The sequence below is a fragment of the Rhodococcus sp. ZPP genome (assembly GCF_017656075.1).
In the GTDB taxonomy this organism is placed as follows: Bacteria; Actinomycetota; Actinomycetes; order Mycobacteriales; family Mycobacteriaceae; genus Rhodococcus_F; species Rhodococcus_F oxybenzonivorans.
The window spans coordinates 3,975,306-3,991,626 of record NZ_CP058638.1 but is presented as its reverse complement, the minus strand read 5'-3'; the positions used below and the strand labels follow the sequence as shown (position 1 = coordinate 3,991,626).

Annotated in this window: 12 protein-coding genes; 6 read left to right on the top strand and 6 right to left on the bottom strand. The window is 65.5% G+C overall.

Annotation, left to right across the window (positions count from 1 at the left end):
• Nucleotides 1-18: 18 nt before the first annotated feature.
• On the bottom strand, nt 19-4,443 hold the full coding sequence (locus HYG77_RS18895) for an amino acid adenylation domain-containing protein (protein WP_244372944.1): 4,425 nt from the start codon (nt 4,441-4,443) through the stop codon (nt 19-21).
• A 111-nt stretch (nt 4,444-4,554) separates the two neighbouring features.
• On the opposite strand from HYG77_RS18895, the gene HYG77_RS18890 reads away from it, so the two are divergent.
• Nucleotides 4,555-5,538 carry an LLM class F420-dependent oxidoreductase gene (locus HYG77_RS18890; RefSeq protein ID WP_208960217.1) on the top strand — a complete coding sequence of 328 codons (984 nt, stop codon included), beginning with the start codon at nt 4,555-4,557 and terminating at the stop codon, nt 5,536-5,538.
• Between the two features lie 97 nt (nt 5,539-5,635).
• Nucleotides 5,636-6,631 carry an LLM class flavin-dependent oxidoreductase gene (locus HYG77_RS18885; protein ID WP_109335405.1) on the top strand — a complete coding sequence of 332 codons (996 nt, stop codon included), beginning with the start codon at nt 5,636-5,638 and terminating at the stop codon, nt 6,629-6,631.
• A gap of 43 nt (nt 6,632-6,674) precedes the next feature.
• Here the strand turns inward: HYG77_RS18885 and HYG77_RS18880 are convergent, their stop codons facing one another.
• The 4 genes from HYG77_RS18880 to HYG77_RS18865 form a co-directional block, all read right to left on the bottom strand.
• Nucleotides 6,675-7,784 carry an NDMA-dependent alcohol dehydrogenase gene (locus HYG77_RS18880; RefSeq protein WP_208960216.1) on the bottom strand — a complete coding sequence of 370 codons (1,110 nt, stop codon included), beginning with the start codon at nt 7,782-7,784 and terminating at the stop codon, nt 6,675-6,677.
• Nucleotides 7,785-7,807: 23 nt separating this feature from the next.
• Nucleotides 7,808-9,316, bottom strand: coding sequence for an aldehyde dehydrogenase family protein (locus tag HYG77_RS18875; protein WP_109335406.1), 1,509 nt, complete (start codon nt 9,314-9,316; stop codon nt 7,808-7,810).
• Nucleotides 9,317-9,431: 115 nt separating this feature from the next.
• Nucleotides 9,432-11,069 (bottom strand): helix-turn-helix domain-containing protein, encoded by a 1,638-nt coding sequence (locus tag HYG77_RS18870; protein WP_208963443.1) that lies wholly within the window; start codon nt 11,067-11,069, stop codon nt 9,432-9,434.
• A gap of 164 nt (nt 11,070-11,233) precedes the next feature.
• Complete coding sequence (locus tag HYG77_RS18865) at nt 11,234-12,379, bottom strand: lipase family protein (protein ID WP_208963442.1); 1,146 nt, start codon at nt 12,377-12,379, stop codon at nt 11,234-11,236.
• An 87-nt stretch (nt 12,380-12,466) separates the two neighbouring features.
• Here HYG77_RS18865 and HYG77_RS18860 point away from each other — a divergent pair, with 87 nt between their 5' ends.
• The gene (locus HYG77_RS18860; protein ID WP_208960215.1) at nt 12,467-12,820 is read left to right on the top strand and encodes a TraR/DksA C4-type zinc finger protein; all 354 of its coding nucleotides are present in this window, start codon (nt 12,467-12,469) and stop codon (nt 12,818-12,820) included.
• Nucleotides 12,821-12,874: 54 nt separating this feature from the next.
• Here HYG77_RS18860 and HYG77_RS18855 read toward each other — a convergent pair whose 3' ends face one another.
• The gene (locus HYG77_RS18855; RefSeq protein WP_159923335.1) at nt 12,875-13,144 is read right to left on the bottom strand and encodes an ANTAR domain-containing protein; all 270 of its coding nucleotides are present in this window, start codon (nt 13,142-13,144) and stop codon (nt 12,875-12,877) included.
• A 370-nt stretch (nt 13,145-13,514) separates the two neighbouring features.
• Between HYG77_RS18855 and HYG77_RS18850 the strand changes: the two genes are divergently transcribed.
• The 3 genes from HYG77_RS18850 to HYG77_RS18840 are packed head-to-tail and all read left to right on the top strand — an operon-like array spanning nt 13,515 to nt 16,319.
• The gene (locus HYG77_RS18850) at nt 13,515-13,733 is read left to right on the top strand and encodes a ferredoxin (RefSeq protein ID WP_208960214.1); all 219 of its coding nucleotides are present in this window, start codon (nt 13,515-13,517) and stop codon (nt 13,731-13,733) included.
• The gene (locus tag HYG77_RS18845; protein ID WP_208960213.1) at nt 13,723-15,087 is read left to right on the top strand and encodes an FAD/NAD(P)-binding oxidoreductase; all 1,365 of its coding nucleotides are present in this window, start codon (nt 13,723-13,725) and stop codon (nt 15,085-15,087) included. The genes HYG77_RS18850 and HYG77_RS18845 overlap by 11 nt, the downstream gene beginning before the upstream one ends.
• A 23-nt stretch (nt 15,088-15,110) precedes the next feature.
• Complete coding sequence (locus HYG77_RS18840; RefSeq protein WP_208960212.1) at nt 15,111-16,319, top strand: cytochrome P450; 1,209 nt, start codon at nt 15,111-15,113, stop codon at nt 16,317-16,319.
• Nucleotides 16,320-16,321 lie beyond the last annotated feature (2 nt).

The following is a 16,321-nucleotide window of genomic DNA, read 5'->3' as shown; positions in this document are numbered from 1 at the left end:
CACGGCGATTCCGTGAGGTCACCTACCGATCGGGTCGACGATGGTGTGCAGCGTGTCGACGAAATCCTGTGCGGTGGAGGCGTCGTAGAGGTCGGCGGAATACACGAGTTCGGCGTCGATCCCGGTGGGCCTTCCGTCGGCGTCGTGTCGCTCGGTGAAGTGGAAGTGCAGATCGCACTTGGCGATGTCGAGTGGCCGCGGAGTCACCTCGAAGTCGAGCCCGGAGACGTCGAAGGCCGCCGGAGCGAAGTTGTTCAGCGACAGCGCCACTTGGAAGAGCGGGTGCAGCGACCCCGATCGAGGTGGGTCGAGTACCTCGACGAGCCGTTCGAATTGCACATCCGCATTCGCCAGCGCACGTAGCTCCACGTCGCGGGATCGATCGACGATGTCGGACAGTGTCATGCTCGGGTCGACCCGGGTCCGCAGAACCAGTGTGTTGACGAACATACCCACCACGTCGTCGAGCACCGGATCTCCCCGGCCCGCGATCGGGGTCCCGATCGCGATGTCGGGATCGCCGCTGAGCCGGGCGAGCAGTACCGCCACGGCCGACCTGAGCGCAGTGAAGAGGCTGGCGTGGTGTTCGTGCGCAGTCGCGAGCAGGCCCCGATGCGCATGCTCGTCGAGGGTGAACGGAAGTCGCCCCGCTCGATAGGTCCACCGGTGCGGCCGGGGTCGGTCGGTGGGCAGCGCGAGTTCTCCGCGAAGGCCCGACAGTTCCTTCGTCCAGTGGCCGATCTGTTTCGACGCGACACTGTCGGGGTCGTTCTCGTCGCCGAGCATCGTTCGACGCCACATGGTGTAGTCCGCATAGTCCACGGCCGGTGGCTCCCACTGGGGTTCACCACCCATCGCCCGGGAACGGTAGGAGTCGGCGAGGTCGCGCGCCAAGGGAGCCAGGGACCACCCGTCCGCGCAGATGTGATGGAGGACGCAGGACAAGAGGTGGTCGTGGTCGCCCAGACGGAAGAGCCGGGCGCGGAGCGGAGGGTCGCGGCGCACGTCGAATCCCGCCGTCAGCAGGTCCGATGTCTGGTCCTCCGCATCCGATTCGCCGGCGGGCACCGGCGACAGGTCGGGCAGGGCGTCGACCACGTCGAGCACGCGCTGGTACGGACCCGCCGGGGAGTCCGGATACACGGTTCTCAGCGAGCGATGCCGGTGGAGGACGTCTGCCATCGCCGACTGCAACGCTTCGGCATCGAACGGCCCACGCACTCGTACCGTGAAGGGGATGTTGTGGAGAGCGGGATCCACGAGCGTGCGGTCGATGAATTGTTGCGAGGGAGACAGCGGTACGAGCTCGGGCATCCCCTGGCCGCCCTGGAATCCTGCGGCGCCCAATCTCGGTGCCCCCCGCACCTGAGTTCGCGACGGGTGTTCACAAGCGTCCGTAATCGACAGTGCGAGTGCTGCGACCGTCGGTGCATCGAACAGTTCTCGCACACCCAGCGTTGTGCCCAGCTCGGCGTTGAGCGTCCCGACCACCCGGATGGCCGACAACGAGTCGCCGCTCAGGTCGAAGAAGGAATCGTCGGCGCCCACCGAATCCACCCCGAGCACTCGGGAGAAGACCCGGGCGACGCGGTGCTCGGCGAGTGTCTCCGGGTCGCGATGAGGCACCGAATCCGAGCCGAACTCCGGAACGGGTAGAGCCGACCGGTCGAGCTTTCCCGTCGGTGTCAACGGAATCGAATGCACGAGCATGAACGATTTCGGAATCATGTAGTCCGGCAGGAATCGCGCCGCGTGCGCTTTCAACGCTTCCCGATCGATCGGCGCGTTTCCCTCGACCATGACATAGGACACGAGGTTCGGATCACCAACCGAATTCCTGTGCACCATCGTCGTGGCATAGGTGACGCCCGGATAAGTGTTCAACGTGGCGTTGATCTCGCCGAGCTCGACCCGGAACCCACGGATCTTGATCTGGTCGTCGGCCCTGTCGAGAAACTCGAGAGTCCCCGATACCGTCCACCGCACCATATCGCCGGTGCGAAACATGCAGGATCCGCTGTCGCCGAACGGATTGGCGACGAACCGTGCGGCGGTCAGGCCGCAACGCCGATGGTATCCCCGGGCGAGGCCTGCCGTGGTGAGGTAGAGCTCACCGGCCGCGCCCGGCGGCAGCGGACGCAGACGATGATCGAGAACCACCGCGTCCACACCGCGCATGAGACCGCCGATCGTCACTCTTCCGTCCGGCGACATCGGCTCGGTCAGAGTGACGCTGCACGTCGTCTCCGTCGGACCGTACGCGTTGCGCATCTCTCGGCCACCAGCCCAGCGCCGCACCAACTCCGGAGACAGCACTTCTCCTCCGACCAGCACCAACTCCAGCTCGTTTTTCGCGGCGGAGTCGATCGCCGCCAGGGCGGAGGGCGTCGTCAACAGGTGGGTGACGTGTTCCTCGCGCAGCAGTCGCGACAGCTCGTCGCCGCCGAAGTGCCCGGGAGGGGTCACGACGAGCGTTGCGCCTCCGATACACGCCGCGAGCACTTCGACGAGCGCGGTGTCGAAACTCGGTGAGGCGAAATGCAGAACACGAGAACGCGTGGACACCGCATACTTGTCCCGAATCTCCTGCGCCAGGTTGGCGAGACCACGATGAGTGACGACGACGCCCTTCGGCGCCCCGGTCGACCCGGACGTGTAGATCAGATAGGCGGGGTGATCCAGACGCAGGGGACTCACTCGTTCCACGTCGTCCGTCGTCGCGGAAGTCGTTTTTGAGCAAGGCTGTTCGTCGATATCGATAGTCTGCCAATCAACCGTGTCGGGTAGACGATCGAGCTCCGAACGAACGGTCAACCCGACCGTCGCGCCGCAGTCGGCCAGGCAATAGGCGACGCGGGCGCTCGGGTGTGCCGGGTCGATCGGGACATAAGCCGCGCCGGCCTTCGCGACCGCCCACAACGCCAGCACCGATTCGAGGGACCGGGGGACGGAGACTGCGACGAAGCTCTCGGGACCGATACCCCTGAAGATCAGCTCCTGGGCGAGCCGGTTGGCGACGCGGTCCAGGTCACCGTAGGACAGCTCACGCCCCTGGTCGCGTATCGCGACAGCCTCGAAATCATCGGCGACGCACCCCGCGAGGAGACGGTCCAGAGTAGTCGGGACGATATCCGGAAGCCCGTGCGCGGGGGCGAAGTTCTCACGTTCACCGGCAAGGAAGATGTCGAGATCGGAGATCAGGCACTCCGACTCGATCGAGGCGGTGAATCGGTCGAGGAAGGCGAGGAATCGGTTGTGGTGCCCGGCCAGTTCCGCCTGACCGTACAGGGACGAGTTCCCCTCGAAGTCGATCCGGGCGGCACGGTCTGACGATCCTGGATAGATGTTGACGGCGAGGTCTGCGACGGGACCGGTGGTGAGGACCCGAACCGTTGCCTGCACGGCGCCCAGCGTGATCTCCTTGAACATCATGAGGTTGATCACCGGGCCGAAATGCATGAGTTCGACCCCGCCCGAGGCGAGGTCGCGGCCGATGTCCTCGCGACGGTAGCGCTGGTGGCGCAGGGCGGCCGTCACTGCAGCCTCGGTCGTTGCCACCGCGTTCCGAACCGTGCCCGAGCCGATACCCCCGAGTCGCAACGGAATGACGTTGGAGACGCATCCTCCTGAAGTCCGCAGACGGGCCGTCGTTCTCGCCGATACCGGCAAGGAGAGCACCACGTCGTCGCTGCCGGTCATCCTGGCGAGGTACGAGGCGAAGGCGGCGACCGCCACTGCCGTGGAATTGCGCGAACTCGCGCTTCGAGCTGCGTGTCCGGTTGCAGTCCGGGCGGTCGTGTCGGAACGCGCGGCGCGTCCGCTCAATCCGACGACCGAAGGGAGATCGCTGCCCTGCTCCCGCCAGTAGTCGCGGTCCCGGACGAACCGGGTGGAGGTGCGGTAGGCGGCGTCCTCCTGGATGACGCGTTCCGGTCCCACGGCGCGGCAGTCCGGCGGTTCCCTGCCCTCGACAGCGGCGACGTACAGCTCGGCGGTGCGGCTCATCAGCATCATCGCGGCGTACCCGTCCGACGCTATGTGGTGCGCTCGCGAGTACCAGTAGTAGTGCTCGTCTCCCAGCTGCATAATGTGTGACACGAGGAGTGACCCGTCGTACATGTCCGTGCGCGCGCTTCGGTCGTGGTGCATCCACCGGTGGGCCGCTTCGACGGGGTCGTTCTCGTCACGCAAGTCGGTAGTGGGCACCCGATCGACCACAGTCGGGTCGACCACCTGATGTGGCTGCCCGTCGACATCCAGGAGACGGATTGCTCCCCAACCGAATTCGAGATGCGCGCGACGGGTGCAGTCACCGAGGACTGCGAGGTCGACAGGCCCGTGCAGCTCGGCGTAGTGGGCGATGACGTACGGAATCTCCGGCGTGAGCTGCTGCGCGAACCAGATGGACCGCTGCGCGGCGGTCAAGGGCAGGGCGGTGTTCATCGCCACAAGTGTGCGCGCCCACCGCATCCCTCACCAGCCACCCCAGGGTGCACAAGTACCCCCTCGAGATAAAAGGGGTGCCTTCGCCGCGATCCGGGTAGCGTCGAGCGCGTGACTATTCGCCTTGGTTACCAAATGCCGAACTTCAGTTACTCCGACTCCGTCGCGGATCTCTTCCCGACGGTCCTCGCGCAGGCGCGCGAGGCCGAGTCAGCCGGCTTCGACACCGCGTTCGTGATGGATCACTTCTACCAGTTGCCCGGGATAGGCAAGCCCGACGAGCCGATGCTCGAGGCCTACACCGCTCTCGGCGCGCTCGCCACGGCCACCGAGACCATCCAGTTGTCCGCCCTCGTGACCGGCAACACCTACCGCAACCCACCCATGCTCGCGAAGACGGTGTCCACGCTGGACGTCGTCAGCGGCGGCCGCGCCGTCCTCGGTATCGGGGCCGGCTGGTTCGAACTCGAACACCGCCAGTTCGGCTACGAATTCGGAACGTTCACCGACCGCTTCGAACGCCTCGACGAGGCACTACAGATCATTGCGCCGATGCTGCAGGGGGAGCGTCCCACTTTCGACGGCAAGTGGTACCACGTCGAAGATGCCATCAACGAACCCCGGATCCGCAACGACCTGCCGATCCTCCTCGGCGGTTCCGGCGAGAAGAAAACGTTCCGGCTGGCCGCGCAGTTCGCACACCACCTGAACATCATCTGCAACGCGGCGGAGATCCCGCGCAAGCTCCAGGCCCTGGACGCACGGTGCGAGGAGGTCGGGCGAGACCGTTCCACCCTCGAGACCAGCTACCTGGCTTTCGTCATCATCGACGAGAGCGGTGACCGCGCCCGACAGCTCCAGCAGGAATTCCTGCTCACTCAGGGCGTCGACCTCTCCACCGCCTCCGACGAGGAGCGAGCCGCGGCCACCCAACGACAGTTCTGCGGATCACCGGACGAGGTGGCCGAGCAGATCCAGACCCGTGTTCTCGACAAGGGCATCGATGGCATCGTCCTCAACCTCGTGGTGAACGGGCACGAGCCCGGCATCGTGGAGCTGACCGGCCGCACGCTCCGCCCTCTGGTCGGCGGCTGACCCAGGAATACGCGCACTGCCTCCGCGGTTGGACTTCGGAGGTAGTGCGCGAGGCTAACGTCTCGCGCCTGTTCGGTGACGAAAGGTGACGAAGTCCGTGAGTGCTGCGCTGTCGATTCTGGATCTGGCCCATATCCGCGAGGGCGACTCGGCGCGGAACAGCTTCGAGGCGAGCGTGGCGCTGGCGCAGCTCGCGGAGACGCGCGGCTACCGCCGCATCTGGTACGCCGAACACCACAACATGGCATCGATCGGGTCGTCCGCGACGAGCGTGCTCATCGCCCACGTCGCCGCACACACCAGCAGCATTCGTTTGGGTGCGGGCGGCATCATGCTGCCCAACCACGCCCCGCTGACCATCGCCGAACAGTTCGGCACTCTCGAGACCCTGCATCCCGGTCGCATCGATCTCGGACTCGGGCGCGCACCCGGCAGCGACCAGAAGACGATGTACGCGCTGCGCCGCGACCCGGCGTCGGCCGACCGATTCCCGCAGGACGTTCTCGAGCTCCAGGCCTACCTGGCAGGCAAGTCCCGGGTTCCCGGGGTCGACGCGATACCGGGCAAGGGCACCAACGTCCCCCTCTACATTCTCGGTTCCTCGCTGTTCGGTGCTCAGCTCGCCGCGAAGCTCGGACTCCCCTACGCCAACGCGTCCCACTTCTCCCCCGACTCCCTGGTCGACGCCGTGACGCTGTACCGGGAGCGCTTCGAGCCGTCCGAACAGCTGGCGGAGCCGTATGTGATCGCCGGTGTCAACGCCATCGCTGCAGACACCAGCGAGGAGGCGCATCGGCAGTTCGAATCCTCACTCCGCCGTCGTGTGGTGCAGATGGTCGGGCGCGGGCAGAAGTTCACGCCCGAGGAAGTCGACCTGATCATGACCTCACCCGCAGGTCAGCAGATCACCCAGATGGTGCGCTACTCCGCCGTCGGAACGCCGACCGAGGTCAAGGCGTACCTCGACGAGTTCGCCGAGCACGCCCAGGCCGACGAGCTGATCGTCGCCTCGCTGGCCGAGGACACCGAGTCCTGGCTGAAGTCGTACGACCTCCTCGCCGACGTGTGGCGCTCCGCGCCCGTGCGCGGTTGAGGAGTCTCTGGACTCGTCAACCGCGCACGAGCGCCGGAGGCGCCTACTGGTGCACGATCACGCCACGGATGTTCTTGCCGGCCCGCAGGTCCTGATACCCCTCGTTGACCTGCTCGAGGGTGTACTTGGTGGTGATCAGCTCGTCGAGCTTCAGCTGTCCGGCGTCGTAGAGGCGCAGCAGCCGGACGATGTCGTACTGCGGGTTCGCGGAGCCGAAGAGGGTTCCCTTGATCGTTTTCTGGTTGAGCGTCAGGTCGGTGCCGGACACGTGCACCGTCAACTTGGTGGGATCCGCGAGCCCGGTGATGACGACGGTTCCGCCCTTGCCGATGACGGCGGTCGCGTTCTGCACCACCTCTTCATCGACGGTTCCGACGAGAATCAGTGCCTGATCCGCGCCCTGCCCCCACGTCAACTCGTTCACCGTGGCGGCGGCCTCCGCGGCATCGGCGAATGCGTGTGTAGCGCCGAACTTCAGCGCCGTCTCACGCTTGAAGGGCACCGGGTCGACGACCACGACGTATTTGGCTCCCGCACTGACTGCTCCCTGCACGGCGTTGATGCCGAGGCCGCCGATGCCGTAGATGACGACGGTATCGCCGGCCCGGACGCCGCCCGCGTACACCGCAGTTCCCCAGCCCGACGGGACGCCGCAGCCCACGAGCACCGCGGTCTCGAGCGGCAGCCACTCGTCGATCTTCACCACCGAGTGCTGCGAGATGGTGGCGCGCTCCGCGAAGGTTCCGAGCATGCACATGGCACCGAAATCCTCTTTGCCGGAATGGAATCGGAACGATCCGTCCGGCATCGATCCTTCGAGGATGGTCGCGCCCATGTCGCAGAGGCTCTGACGCCCGGTGGCGCAGTAGCGACACGTTCCGCAGTTCGGGATGAAGCTGCAGACGACGTGGTCGCCGGGCTTGACCTTCGTGACCCCGGGCCCGACTTCTTCGATGATTCCGGAGCCTTCGTGCCCACCGACGATCGGGTAGCGCGGCGGCAGGTCACCGTCGGTCAGGTGCAGGTCCGAATGGCACAGACCGGCGGCGGTGTACTTGATGAGAACCTCGCCCGGCCCCGGACCATCCAGCTCGAGTTCCATGATCTCGAAGGGCTTGCCCGGTCCGAGTAGGACGGCTGCTTTTGTCTTCATGTCTTCTCCTCGACGAGTGACGATCAGAGTGCGATGTTGACGGCTTTGGTCTGGGTGTAGAGGTCGATGGCGGTGGCACCGAGCTCACGACCCCAGCCCGACTGCTTGTACCCGCCGAACGGCATTGCCGTGTCGAAACCGTTGTACTGGTTGATCCATACCGAACCGGCCTTCAACTGACGGGCCGTGAGGTGCGCCTTGGACAGGTCCTTGGTCCAGATGCCGGCGGCGAGACCATAGATGCTGCTGTTTGCGGCCTTGGCCACGCCTTCCTGCGCGTTGAACGGCAAAGCTGCCACGACCGGGCCGAAGATCTCTTCCTCGACGATGCTGAATTCGGGTTTCACGTCGACGAATACGGTCGGTTCGACGTAGAATCCGCTCTCGCCCCAGCGCTTTCCACCGGTGAGGGCGCGGGCGCCGTCGGCGAGTCCCGCGGCTAGGTAACCGGTCACCTTGTCGAACTGTTCCTGCGACACCAGCGGTCCGAGCTGAGTGGTGGGATCGAGACCGGGGCCGATCTTGACCTGCGACGCCGCCTCGGCCACCGCAGCGGTGAAGTCATCGAAGATGCTGTCTTCGACGAACATCCGGGTCCCTGCGACGCAGCACTGGCCGTGGTTGAACAGCCAGGCGTTGAGTGAACCGGTCACGGCGGCGTCGAAGTCGGCGTCGGCGAACACGACGTTGGCGCTCTTGCCCCCGAGTTCGAGGGACACCTTCTTGAGGTTGCCCTTGGCGGCGTCGACGATCTTCTTGCCCACCTCCGTGGAACCGGTGAACGCGATTTTGTCGACGTCGTCGTGGGCGGATAATGCCGCGCCGGCGTCGCCGTACCCGGTGACGATGTTGACCACACCGGGTGGGAAGCCTGCCTCCTCGAACACTTCACCGAGCAGCAGGGCGGTCAGTGGTGTCTGCTCGGCGGGTTTGAGGATTACCGTATTGCCGGCCGCCAGTGCGGGCGCCAGCTTGAACGCGGCCATCAGCAGCGGGAAGTTCCAGGGCACGATGAGGCCGCAGACACCGACGGGCTCACGCAAGGTGTAGGCGTGGAACTGCCCACCCGGGACGAAAGGCATGCTCACGTTGACCGTGCTGCCCTCGATCTTGGTGGCCCAGCCGGCAAAGTACCGGAAGATGTCCGCGGACCAGGCGACGTCGACGGCGGAAGCGATGCCCGCCGACTTACCGTTGTCGAGCGACTCGAGTTGGCCGAACTCGTCGGCGCGTTCGGAGAGGATGTCACCGACCCGCCAGATGAGACGTTCCCGCTCGTTCGGCTTCATGGTCGACCAGGGACCTTCGTCGAATGCCTTACGGGCGGCGCGAACTGCGCGATCGATGTCCTCGGCTCCGCCGCGGGCCACCGTGGTCAGGACCTGACCGTCCGCCGGGTCGATGGTCTCGAAAGTCTCACCGTTCGCGGATTCCACCCACTGCCCGCCGACCAAGAATTTTTTGGTACCGGACAGGAAGTTCCGTACTGCCGGCAAGAGTTCTGCCTGGCTCGGCTCGATCGTCGCTGTCATCAAAACCTCCGAAGTCGTGAATGTGACGTAGCCCATAGTGCACGGATGGCAATGTCACTAACTGTCCTGACTCCGGACACCTTCGCCGTTCGACGACGGTATACGCGAAGCGCTGTCAGCCAGTGATATCCAGCGCGCGCATACGGGTGTACAGCGTGCTGCGGCTGATACCGAGCGCGTTCGCGGCATGCACTTTGTTGCCTCCGCATTCCTGCAGCGCATCGATGATCGCCTGCCGCTCCGCGCGCTCACGTCCAGCGAGACGGGTCACTCGCGGCGGCGTCCGATACGACTCCGGCAGATCGGAGACAGTGATGTTCGCGCTGGTGCGTCGCCGCACCGCAGTTCGTAGGACGACGGACAGCTCGGCGAGATTCCCCGGCCACTCGCGGGCCACGAGGGCTTCGATCGTGCTCGCCGTAAGGCGCAATCCGGGTTCCAGCGAGTCGAGGATCGCCTGCGCGATGTCCGCGAACTCGCGACTGCGTTGCCGCAACGGCGGGAGCACCACCTGTCCGGAACACCGACCGACCAACCCGGCAACGCTCGGTGGGACACTGTCGAGAGGTGTACTCGTCAGGACGATGCGCGGGCCTGCTTCCGATTCGAGCATCTTCGCGAGGAGCGGTTGCATCGACTCGGGAAGCAGCTGCACCTCTTCGATCCCGAGAACGTCCACCGAACCGGATGCCAGCGTGACGAGCCTGTCGAGCCATCGCTGGGTGCCGTCGAGCGCGATGCCGGCAGCGTCCATACATACGAGCGACTTGTCACCGGCGAGGTCGCGAATCGCGGTGGTTCTGCCGGTGCCCGGCTCACCGCTGATGACCACCGGTTCCCTGGTGTCCCGCAGCCGCGCGAGTTCCGACCTGCTGCGCTGCAGCACCGAACTGGACGCCAACCTCCCGCGGCGAATCGGCGTGGTGGTCCGATGTTCCGGGCGAACGACGAACACCGCCCCGCCCTCCGTGCCCGCGACGTAGTCGGCCTGCACCAGTGCAGCTTCCCCGGAGGACAGTCGAATACGAGCCGTCTTCGACTGATCGGGGCGCAGATCGGCGACCATGCTGCGGAGCGTCGCATGGTCGGCCACCTGGAGAAGGTCCAGTGCGACCCGATTACTGAGATGGATGTCCTCGCCGATCGCGGTGACCGCGAGCTGATTCTGGGGCGAGATGCGCTGGAACGCGTCGACCAGGCGCTGTTGCGACACCCGAGACCCCTCGAGCAGGCGTCGTTCGATGTCCCTCGCCGCGCGCGCGAGGAACGGGGCGAAGAGCGGGTTCGCCCGGGCTGCGATCCCCGTCATGTCGAGGATGCCTTCCACCCGGCGAGTCGCTGGATGGACGATGGGGTGGCCGTAGCAACTGAAGTCCTTGAACCGTTCGAGGTAGTGCTCGTCGCGGTGAATCACGACGCCGCGGCGTATCTCGAGCGGCGTGCCCAGCGCCGTCGTTCCGACACAGTCCTCACCGAATCGTGTGCCCAGCACAGCTCCGGCGGCATCGATCATCCGCTCGACCCTGGCCCCGTCGAAGAGTCTGGCCACTATGCGGCAGTCGCGGTCAGCGAGGAGAACGCAGAAGCCGGTGCCCTGGATCTGGGCTTCCATTTCGGTGAGGATGGGCCGCGCTGCCTGCAGTAACCGGCTGGATCCGTCGAGGTCGCTGCAGGGATCGGCGTCCGGTGTCGAACTCGGTTCGAGGCCGCTGAGCGCCGACCGTTTCCACGACAATGCGATCTCGGGCCGCATTGCCGCGGACCCCGTCGAGCCGCCGAATCCCACCCTCGCCTCCTTGGCCTGTGCGGGCCGTGCACACGACACGCGACCCCTCCTGAACGTACCGACAGTCTGTGACCCACGCCATAGTGCCGTGCGGCCGGATCCGCAAGTGTCCGAGATCTGCACACGTGCCGCTACCCGGCGAAGAGTTCCCTCACGAACGGGATGGTGTCCGCCTGCGACTCGATCAACGTGCCGCTGTGATCGGTGGGATAGGTCTTGAACGTCACCGGCTCACCGTTCGCGGTGAGTGCCGCCACCAGGGAGACCGCCGAAGGAGCAGGTACGTCGATGTCCGTGAGACCTTGCCCGATGAACAGCGGGCGGTCGTAACCACTGGTGGGCACACCCATGTAGTCCACCAACAACGGGTAGAAGTTCGGGATCTCGTTCAGTGGCTTGCTGAAGAGATCACCGACGATCACCCCCTCGGCGGCCTCGTGCATCTCGTGGACGCACAACTGCTCGGCGGCGTCGACATACTGCGCACCGAGCGGGGTGAGGTAGGCGTCGAGGCCGATCTCGGGATGAGCAGAGCGCAGGCCGGCCAGGATGTAGAACAGATACGACGTGAGTCCTGCCGAAATGGCGGTCGGGGGAACTCCTGGACCGAGCGGCAGCAATGCCAACTCGATGTTCGCGGGAACGCCGGTACCGACGGCGCCGCGGTAGTCGAGCGACTTCCCGCCGTACTCCGTCGCATAGCGCCCGGTGATGACAGCGGCGCCGCCGCCCTGAGACTGGCCGACCACCACCCACTTGTTGGACAGCGATTCGTCGACGGCACGCGCAGCCTTCACGGAGTCCACGACGCTGTGCGCCTCTACCTTGCCGTCGAGATAGGGCATCACTCCCGGCGTGCCCAGCCCGACATAGTCGGTGGAGACGATGGCATATCCCTGCTCGAGCCAGCGCCCGAGGTACGGATAATCCCGCTCGGGCAGGCCCGGCCCGACGAGAGAGGGAGCGCAGTGATCGGCCAGACCCGAAGTGCCGTGCGCCCACGCGACCACTGGCCAGCCACCGTCGGGCGCCTCGCCGGGGGGCACGTACATCGCACCGGTACTGAGTGCAGGATCGCCGTCCGGGCCGATCGACCAGTAGGTGATGCGCTGCGCGTCGGCGGCACCGGGAATCCACAGAGCGTCTGGGAGCGGAGCCACTTCCACGACATCACCGGGTGCCCCGGCAGCATCGTCTGCGAACGCGGAAGGGGCGGCGAGGCACGTGCCGACCATCGTCAGGGAGGCTACGGTCACACACGCGGCCGCCCGTGACATACGTATGAGGGGTCTCTTCACCGACTCACCGTAGAAGGGGTTATACCGTCGACACCAGCACTTCCATCGACCATCGGAGGACGACGTGTGACGCTCGACTCGTCTGCTCCCGACTACCGCGCCCGGATCTTGGCCGAACAGGCCGATGCGGAGCGCCGGCTCGCGTCCCTGAGCAGGCGCTTCACCGCCATCGTCGAGGGATCGGAATTCACCACGGACGACGACGAGCACGATCCGGAAGGCTCGACCATCGCGTTCGAACGGGCCCAGGTATCGGCCCTGCTCACCGATGCACGCCGGGACGTGGAGGAGCTGACGGCCGCGCTGGCGCGACTCGATGCCGGAACCTACGGCACGTGCATCCGGTGCGGGAGGCCCATCGCCGACGTCCGGCTCGACGCACTTCCCGCCGTCCGCACCTGCATCGAGTGCTCGGGCTGACGCGCGTGCCGTAGCCCCGTTCAGCGCTTGATCGAAATCAGTGCAGGAGCGGGGTCAGTGGAGGATCGAGGCCCACGCCCGACCTGCCACCTCACGTGCTCGGCGATGACCGTCGGGCGGGTCTACGCCCTCCGCAAGATCGGCGAGTGCTTCCGCCAGGTCTCCGATATCCACCTGATGTCGCATCGAGGTGTCGAGCAGTTCGTCGAATGCTTGGTCCGGGCTGTAAGAGTCCCCTCGCGCGTCGGTCAGGATGTCTATCGCTGCATCCAACGCGGAAAGGTGGCGCGTTTCGCGGGTGTCGCGGTGAGCTTCAATCGTCAATCTTTCGCCCCTGAGTTGTCGCTGCTCGGCGTTTTCCGATCATGTGTGGGCACATCACATCACGATCGGTGCTGATTCGTCGCCTATTTCCCCGCAACGGCCAAAGTTGTTTCCGGACAGTGACATCCGTCCGCTCTGAAACTACTTGTAACCGCCGTTCTTACCGCGGGGTTCTACTCGGCGGTATTCCCCGCACGCGTGCGGGATGGGCACGGCAGTTCTGAACAACTCCAGAACAGCGGATCCGAACCGTACAGACCGTCCGCTCCGGGATACTGACAACCGGCGGATTTTTCGCCGGTTTCGAACGGGCGGCCGCGCGCCGCGCTGTCCTTGTGGACACCTCGGCAACAGAACTGTTCAGGATCGGGTGATGGACGTGAAACTCGTCGTCGATCTCAATCGGTGTCAGGGATATGCACAGTGCGTATTTCTCGCACCGCGTGTCTTCACGCTGCACGGTGAGGAGTCCCTTCTCTACGACGCCGGACCGGACGACGGCGAACGCGAGCGGGTCTCGCAGGCCGCGGCCGCCTGCCCGGTGCAGGCCATCACCACCGACATTCGGCCGCAGTCGCATGAGCAGTGACATGCGGGTCGTTATCGTCGGTGCATCGCTCGCCGGCTTGCGCGCAGCGGACGAGTTACGACGACTGGGGTTCGACGGCCCACTGACCATTGTCGGTGACGAACCCTACGAACCGTACGATCGGCCGCCACTGTCGAAAGCGGTGTTGCTCGGGATCATGCCGCCTGAACACGCGACGCTGCCCGCCCGAACCGACCTCGACGCCAAGTGGAGACTCGGTGTCCCGGCAACCGCGCTGGACCTCGAGGACAACCGGGTTGTGCTCGGCGACGGCGACAGCGTCCCCTTCGACAAGGTTCTGCTCACGACCGGTGTGCGGGCACGCCCGTGGCCGAAGCCGGAGGAAAGTGACCTCGACGGTGTTTTTACGGTTCGCACTCTGGACGACTCGCGGCGCCTCGACGAACGGCTGTCGGCAGGTCCCGGTCATGTGCTGGTCATCGGCGCCGGATTCACCGGTTCGGAGATCGCATCGGTGTGCCGCGAGCGCGGGTTGTCGGTCACGGTCACCGAACGTGGACCGGCACCGCTGGTGGGCGCCCTCGGCGGAGTCCTCGCGGCGGTCGCGGCTGACATGCAGCGCGACCACGGTGTCGACCTACGATGCGGCATCACCGTTGCGCGATTGGAAGGTGACGGGCAGGGCCGACTGCGCCGGGCACACCTGTCGGACGGAACAGCCCTCGACGTCGATGTGGCCGTCGTCGCTCAGGGCAGCATCCGGAACACCGAATGGCTGGCCGGGTCCGGTCTCGCCGCGGGACCACGGGGAGTGGCCTGCGACGCCGGCTGCCGCGCGTTCGACCTCAACGGTCTCGTCACCGACAACGTTTTCGTGGCCGGTGACATTGCCCGGCAACCACATCCGCTCTACGACTACCAACTGATCGCGCTAGAGCATTGGGGCAACGCCATCGGGCAAGCGGAAGTGGCTGCCCACAACATGATCCACGAGGGGTTGCACCGCCGCCCTCATCTCGACATTCCGGCGTTCTGGTCCAGTCAGTTCGAGGTCAACATCAAATCGGTCGGTATCCCCACCTATTCCGATCAGGTGGTCGTCACCCAGGGGTCGGTCGAGGAACGCCGATTCGTCGCCGCCTACGGTTTCCGTGGACGCCTCACCGCGGCAGTCGCGTTCAACCACGGCAGGTGGCTGGACTTCTACCGCGGCCTCATCGAATCGGCGGCTGCATTTCCGCCCGACTTCGCCGTGATGGACCGGACGGATCCCTGGGAGGTGCGGTCGTCAGAGCTGCCCGACCCCGCCATTCTGAGCCACGGCCCGACCGTGTCTGTGACCGGACACCTGCCCACCGAGCGCCACGTCGAGTTCGTCTCGGCGCCTAAGTAACCCAAGTAACAGGGAGATTCGTCATGTCGCGTGCGCAGTTGCTCGAACGCATCACCGACCAGTCGAATCGAGCGAACCCGTATCCCTTGTACGAGGAACTTCGTGAGACACCGGCGGCGCTGCAGGACAACGGTTCCTACCTCGTCGGACGGTATTACGACGTCGCCGCGTTGCTGCACGATCCGCGTATCAGTTCCGACTTGCACAATCGCCGTGCAGGAATGCCCGGCGCCGATCGAGCCGACAACGGTGGGCCCGCATTCATCCGTTTGGACCCGCCCGAGCACGACCGGCTTCGACGATTGACGACGCGGCAGTTCGGACCGCCGCACATGCCCGGCAGAGTCGACTCCATGCGCGGAGAACTCGCGGACCTCGTGTCCACCCTTGTCGACAACCTCGAGGGGAAGGACCGCATCGATCTCGTCGACGACTTCGCGTATCCCTTCCCGGTGTCCGTGATCTGCCGACTGCTGGGTGTTCCCCGCGAGGAGGAACCGCGTTTTCACGTGTGTGCGGATGCGCTGGTGGCCTCCATCGAACCGACCCGCGATTCGGACAGCGACGCGAAGATGAAAGCAGCTCAGCAGGCACAGATGGAAATGGGCATGTTCATGGCCGGGCTGATCGAGGAACGCCGAAAGAATCCGGGTGACGACATGTTGTCCGGGTTGGCGGCCGATCACCATGAGGGCGGTCTCGACACTCTCGAGCTGGTCACCAATTCGATCATGTTGTTCATCGCCGGCCATGAGACGACCGTCAATCTCATCACCAATGGCATGCTCACCCTGCTCCGCAATCCGGACGAGCTGGATCGCCTGAAGCGCCATCCGGAGCTGATGCCTCTGGCGGTCGAGGAGTTGCTGCGGTTCGAACCGCCCGTCCATTTGGTTCCCCAGCGAACCCCGATCGTCGACGTCGAGGTCGGTGGCGTGACCGTGCCGAAGGGTTCACCGATCGTCCTGGCTTTGGCCTCCGCCAACCGGGATCCGGAGCGGTTCACCGACCCCGACCGGTTCGTTCCCGACCGCGCCGACAACCAGCACCTCGGCTTGGGCAGCGGCATACACAGCTGTTTCGGCGCACCACTCGCCCGGCTCGAAGGTCAGATGGCGCTCAATGAACTGATCCGCCGACTCCCGAACCCGCGCCTCGTGGAGGACCCGCCGCCGTACCGACCCAACCCGGTGCTGCGCGGCCCTCGGCACCTCATGGTGGACTGCGGGTGATT

Excerpts from the sequence above, each read along its gene's own strand:
- HYG77_RS18880 (WP_208960216.1), bottom strand. The coding sequence starts at position 7,784 with ATGAAGACAAAAGCAGCCGTCCTACTCGGACCGGGCAAGCCCTTCGAG.
- HYG77_RS18870 (WP_208963443.1), bottom strand. The coding sequence starts at position 11,069 with ATGCGGCCCGAGATCGCATTGTCGTGGAAACGGTCGGCGCTCAGCGGC.
- HYG77_RS18845 (WP_208960213.1), top strand. The coding sequence starts at position 13,723 with ATGAGCAGTGACATGCGGGTCGTTATCGTCGGTGCATCGCTCGCCGGC.
- HYG77_RS18840 (WP_208960212.1), top strand. The coding sequence starts at position 15,111 with ATGTCGCGTGCGCAGTTGCTCGAACGCATCACCGACCAGTCGAATCGA.
- HYG77_RS18895 (WP_244372944.1), bottom strand. The coding sequence starts at position 4,443 with ATGAACACCGCCCTGCCCTTGACCGCCGCGCAGCGGTCCATCTGGTTC.
- HYG77_RS18875 (WP_109335406.1), bottom strand. The coding sequence starts at position 9,316 with ATGACAGCGACGATCGAGCCGAGCCAGGCAGAACTCTTGCCGGCAGTA.
- HYG77_RS18865 (WP_208963442.1), bottom strand. The coding sequence starts at position 12,379 with ATGTCACGGGCGGCCGCGTGTGTGACCGTAGCCTCCCTGACGATGGTC.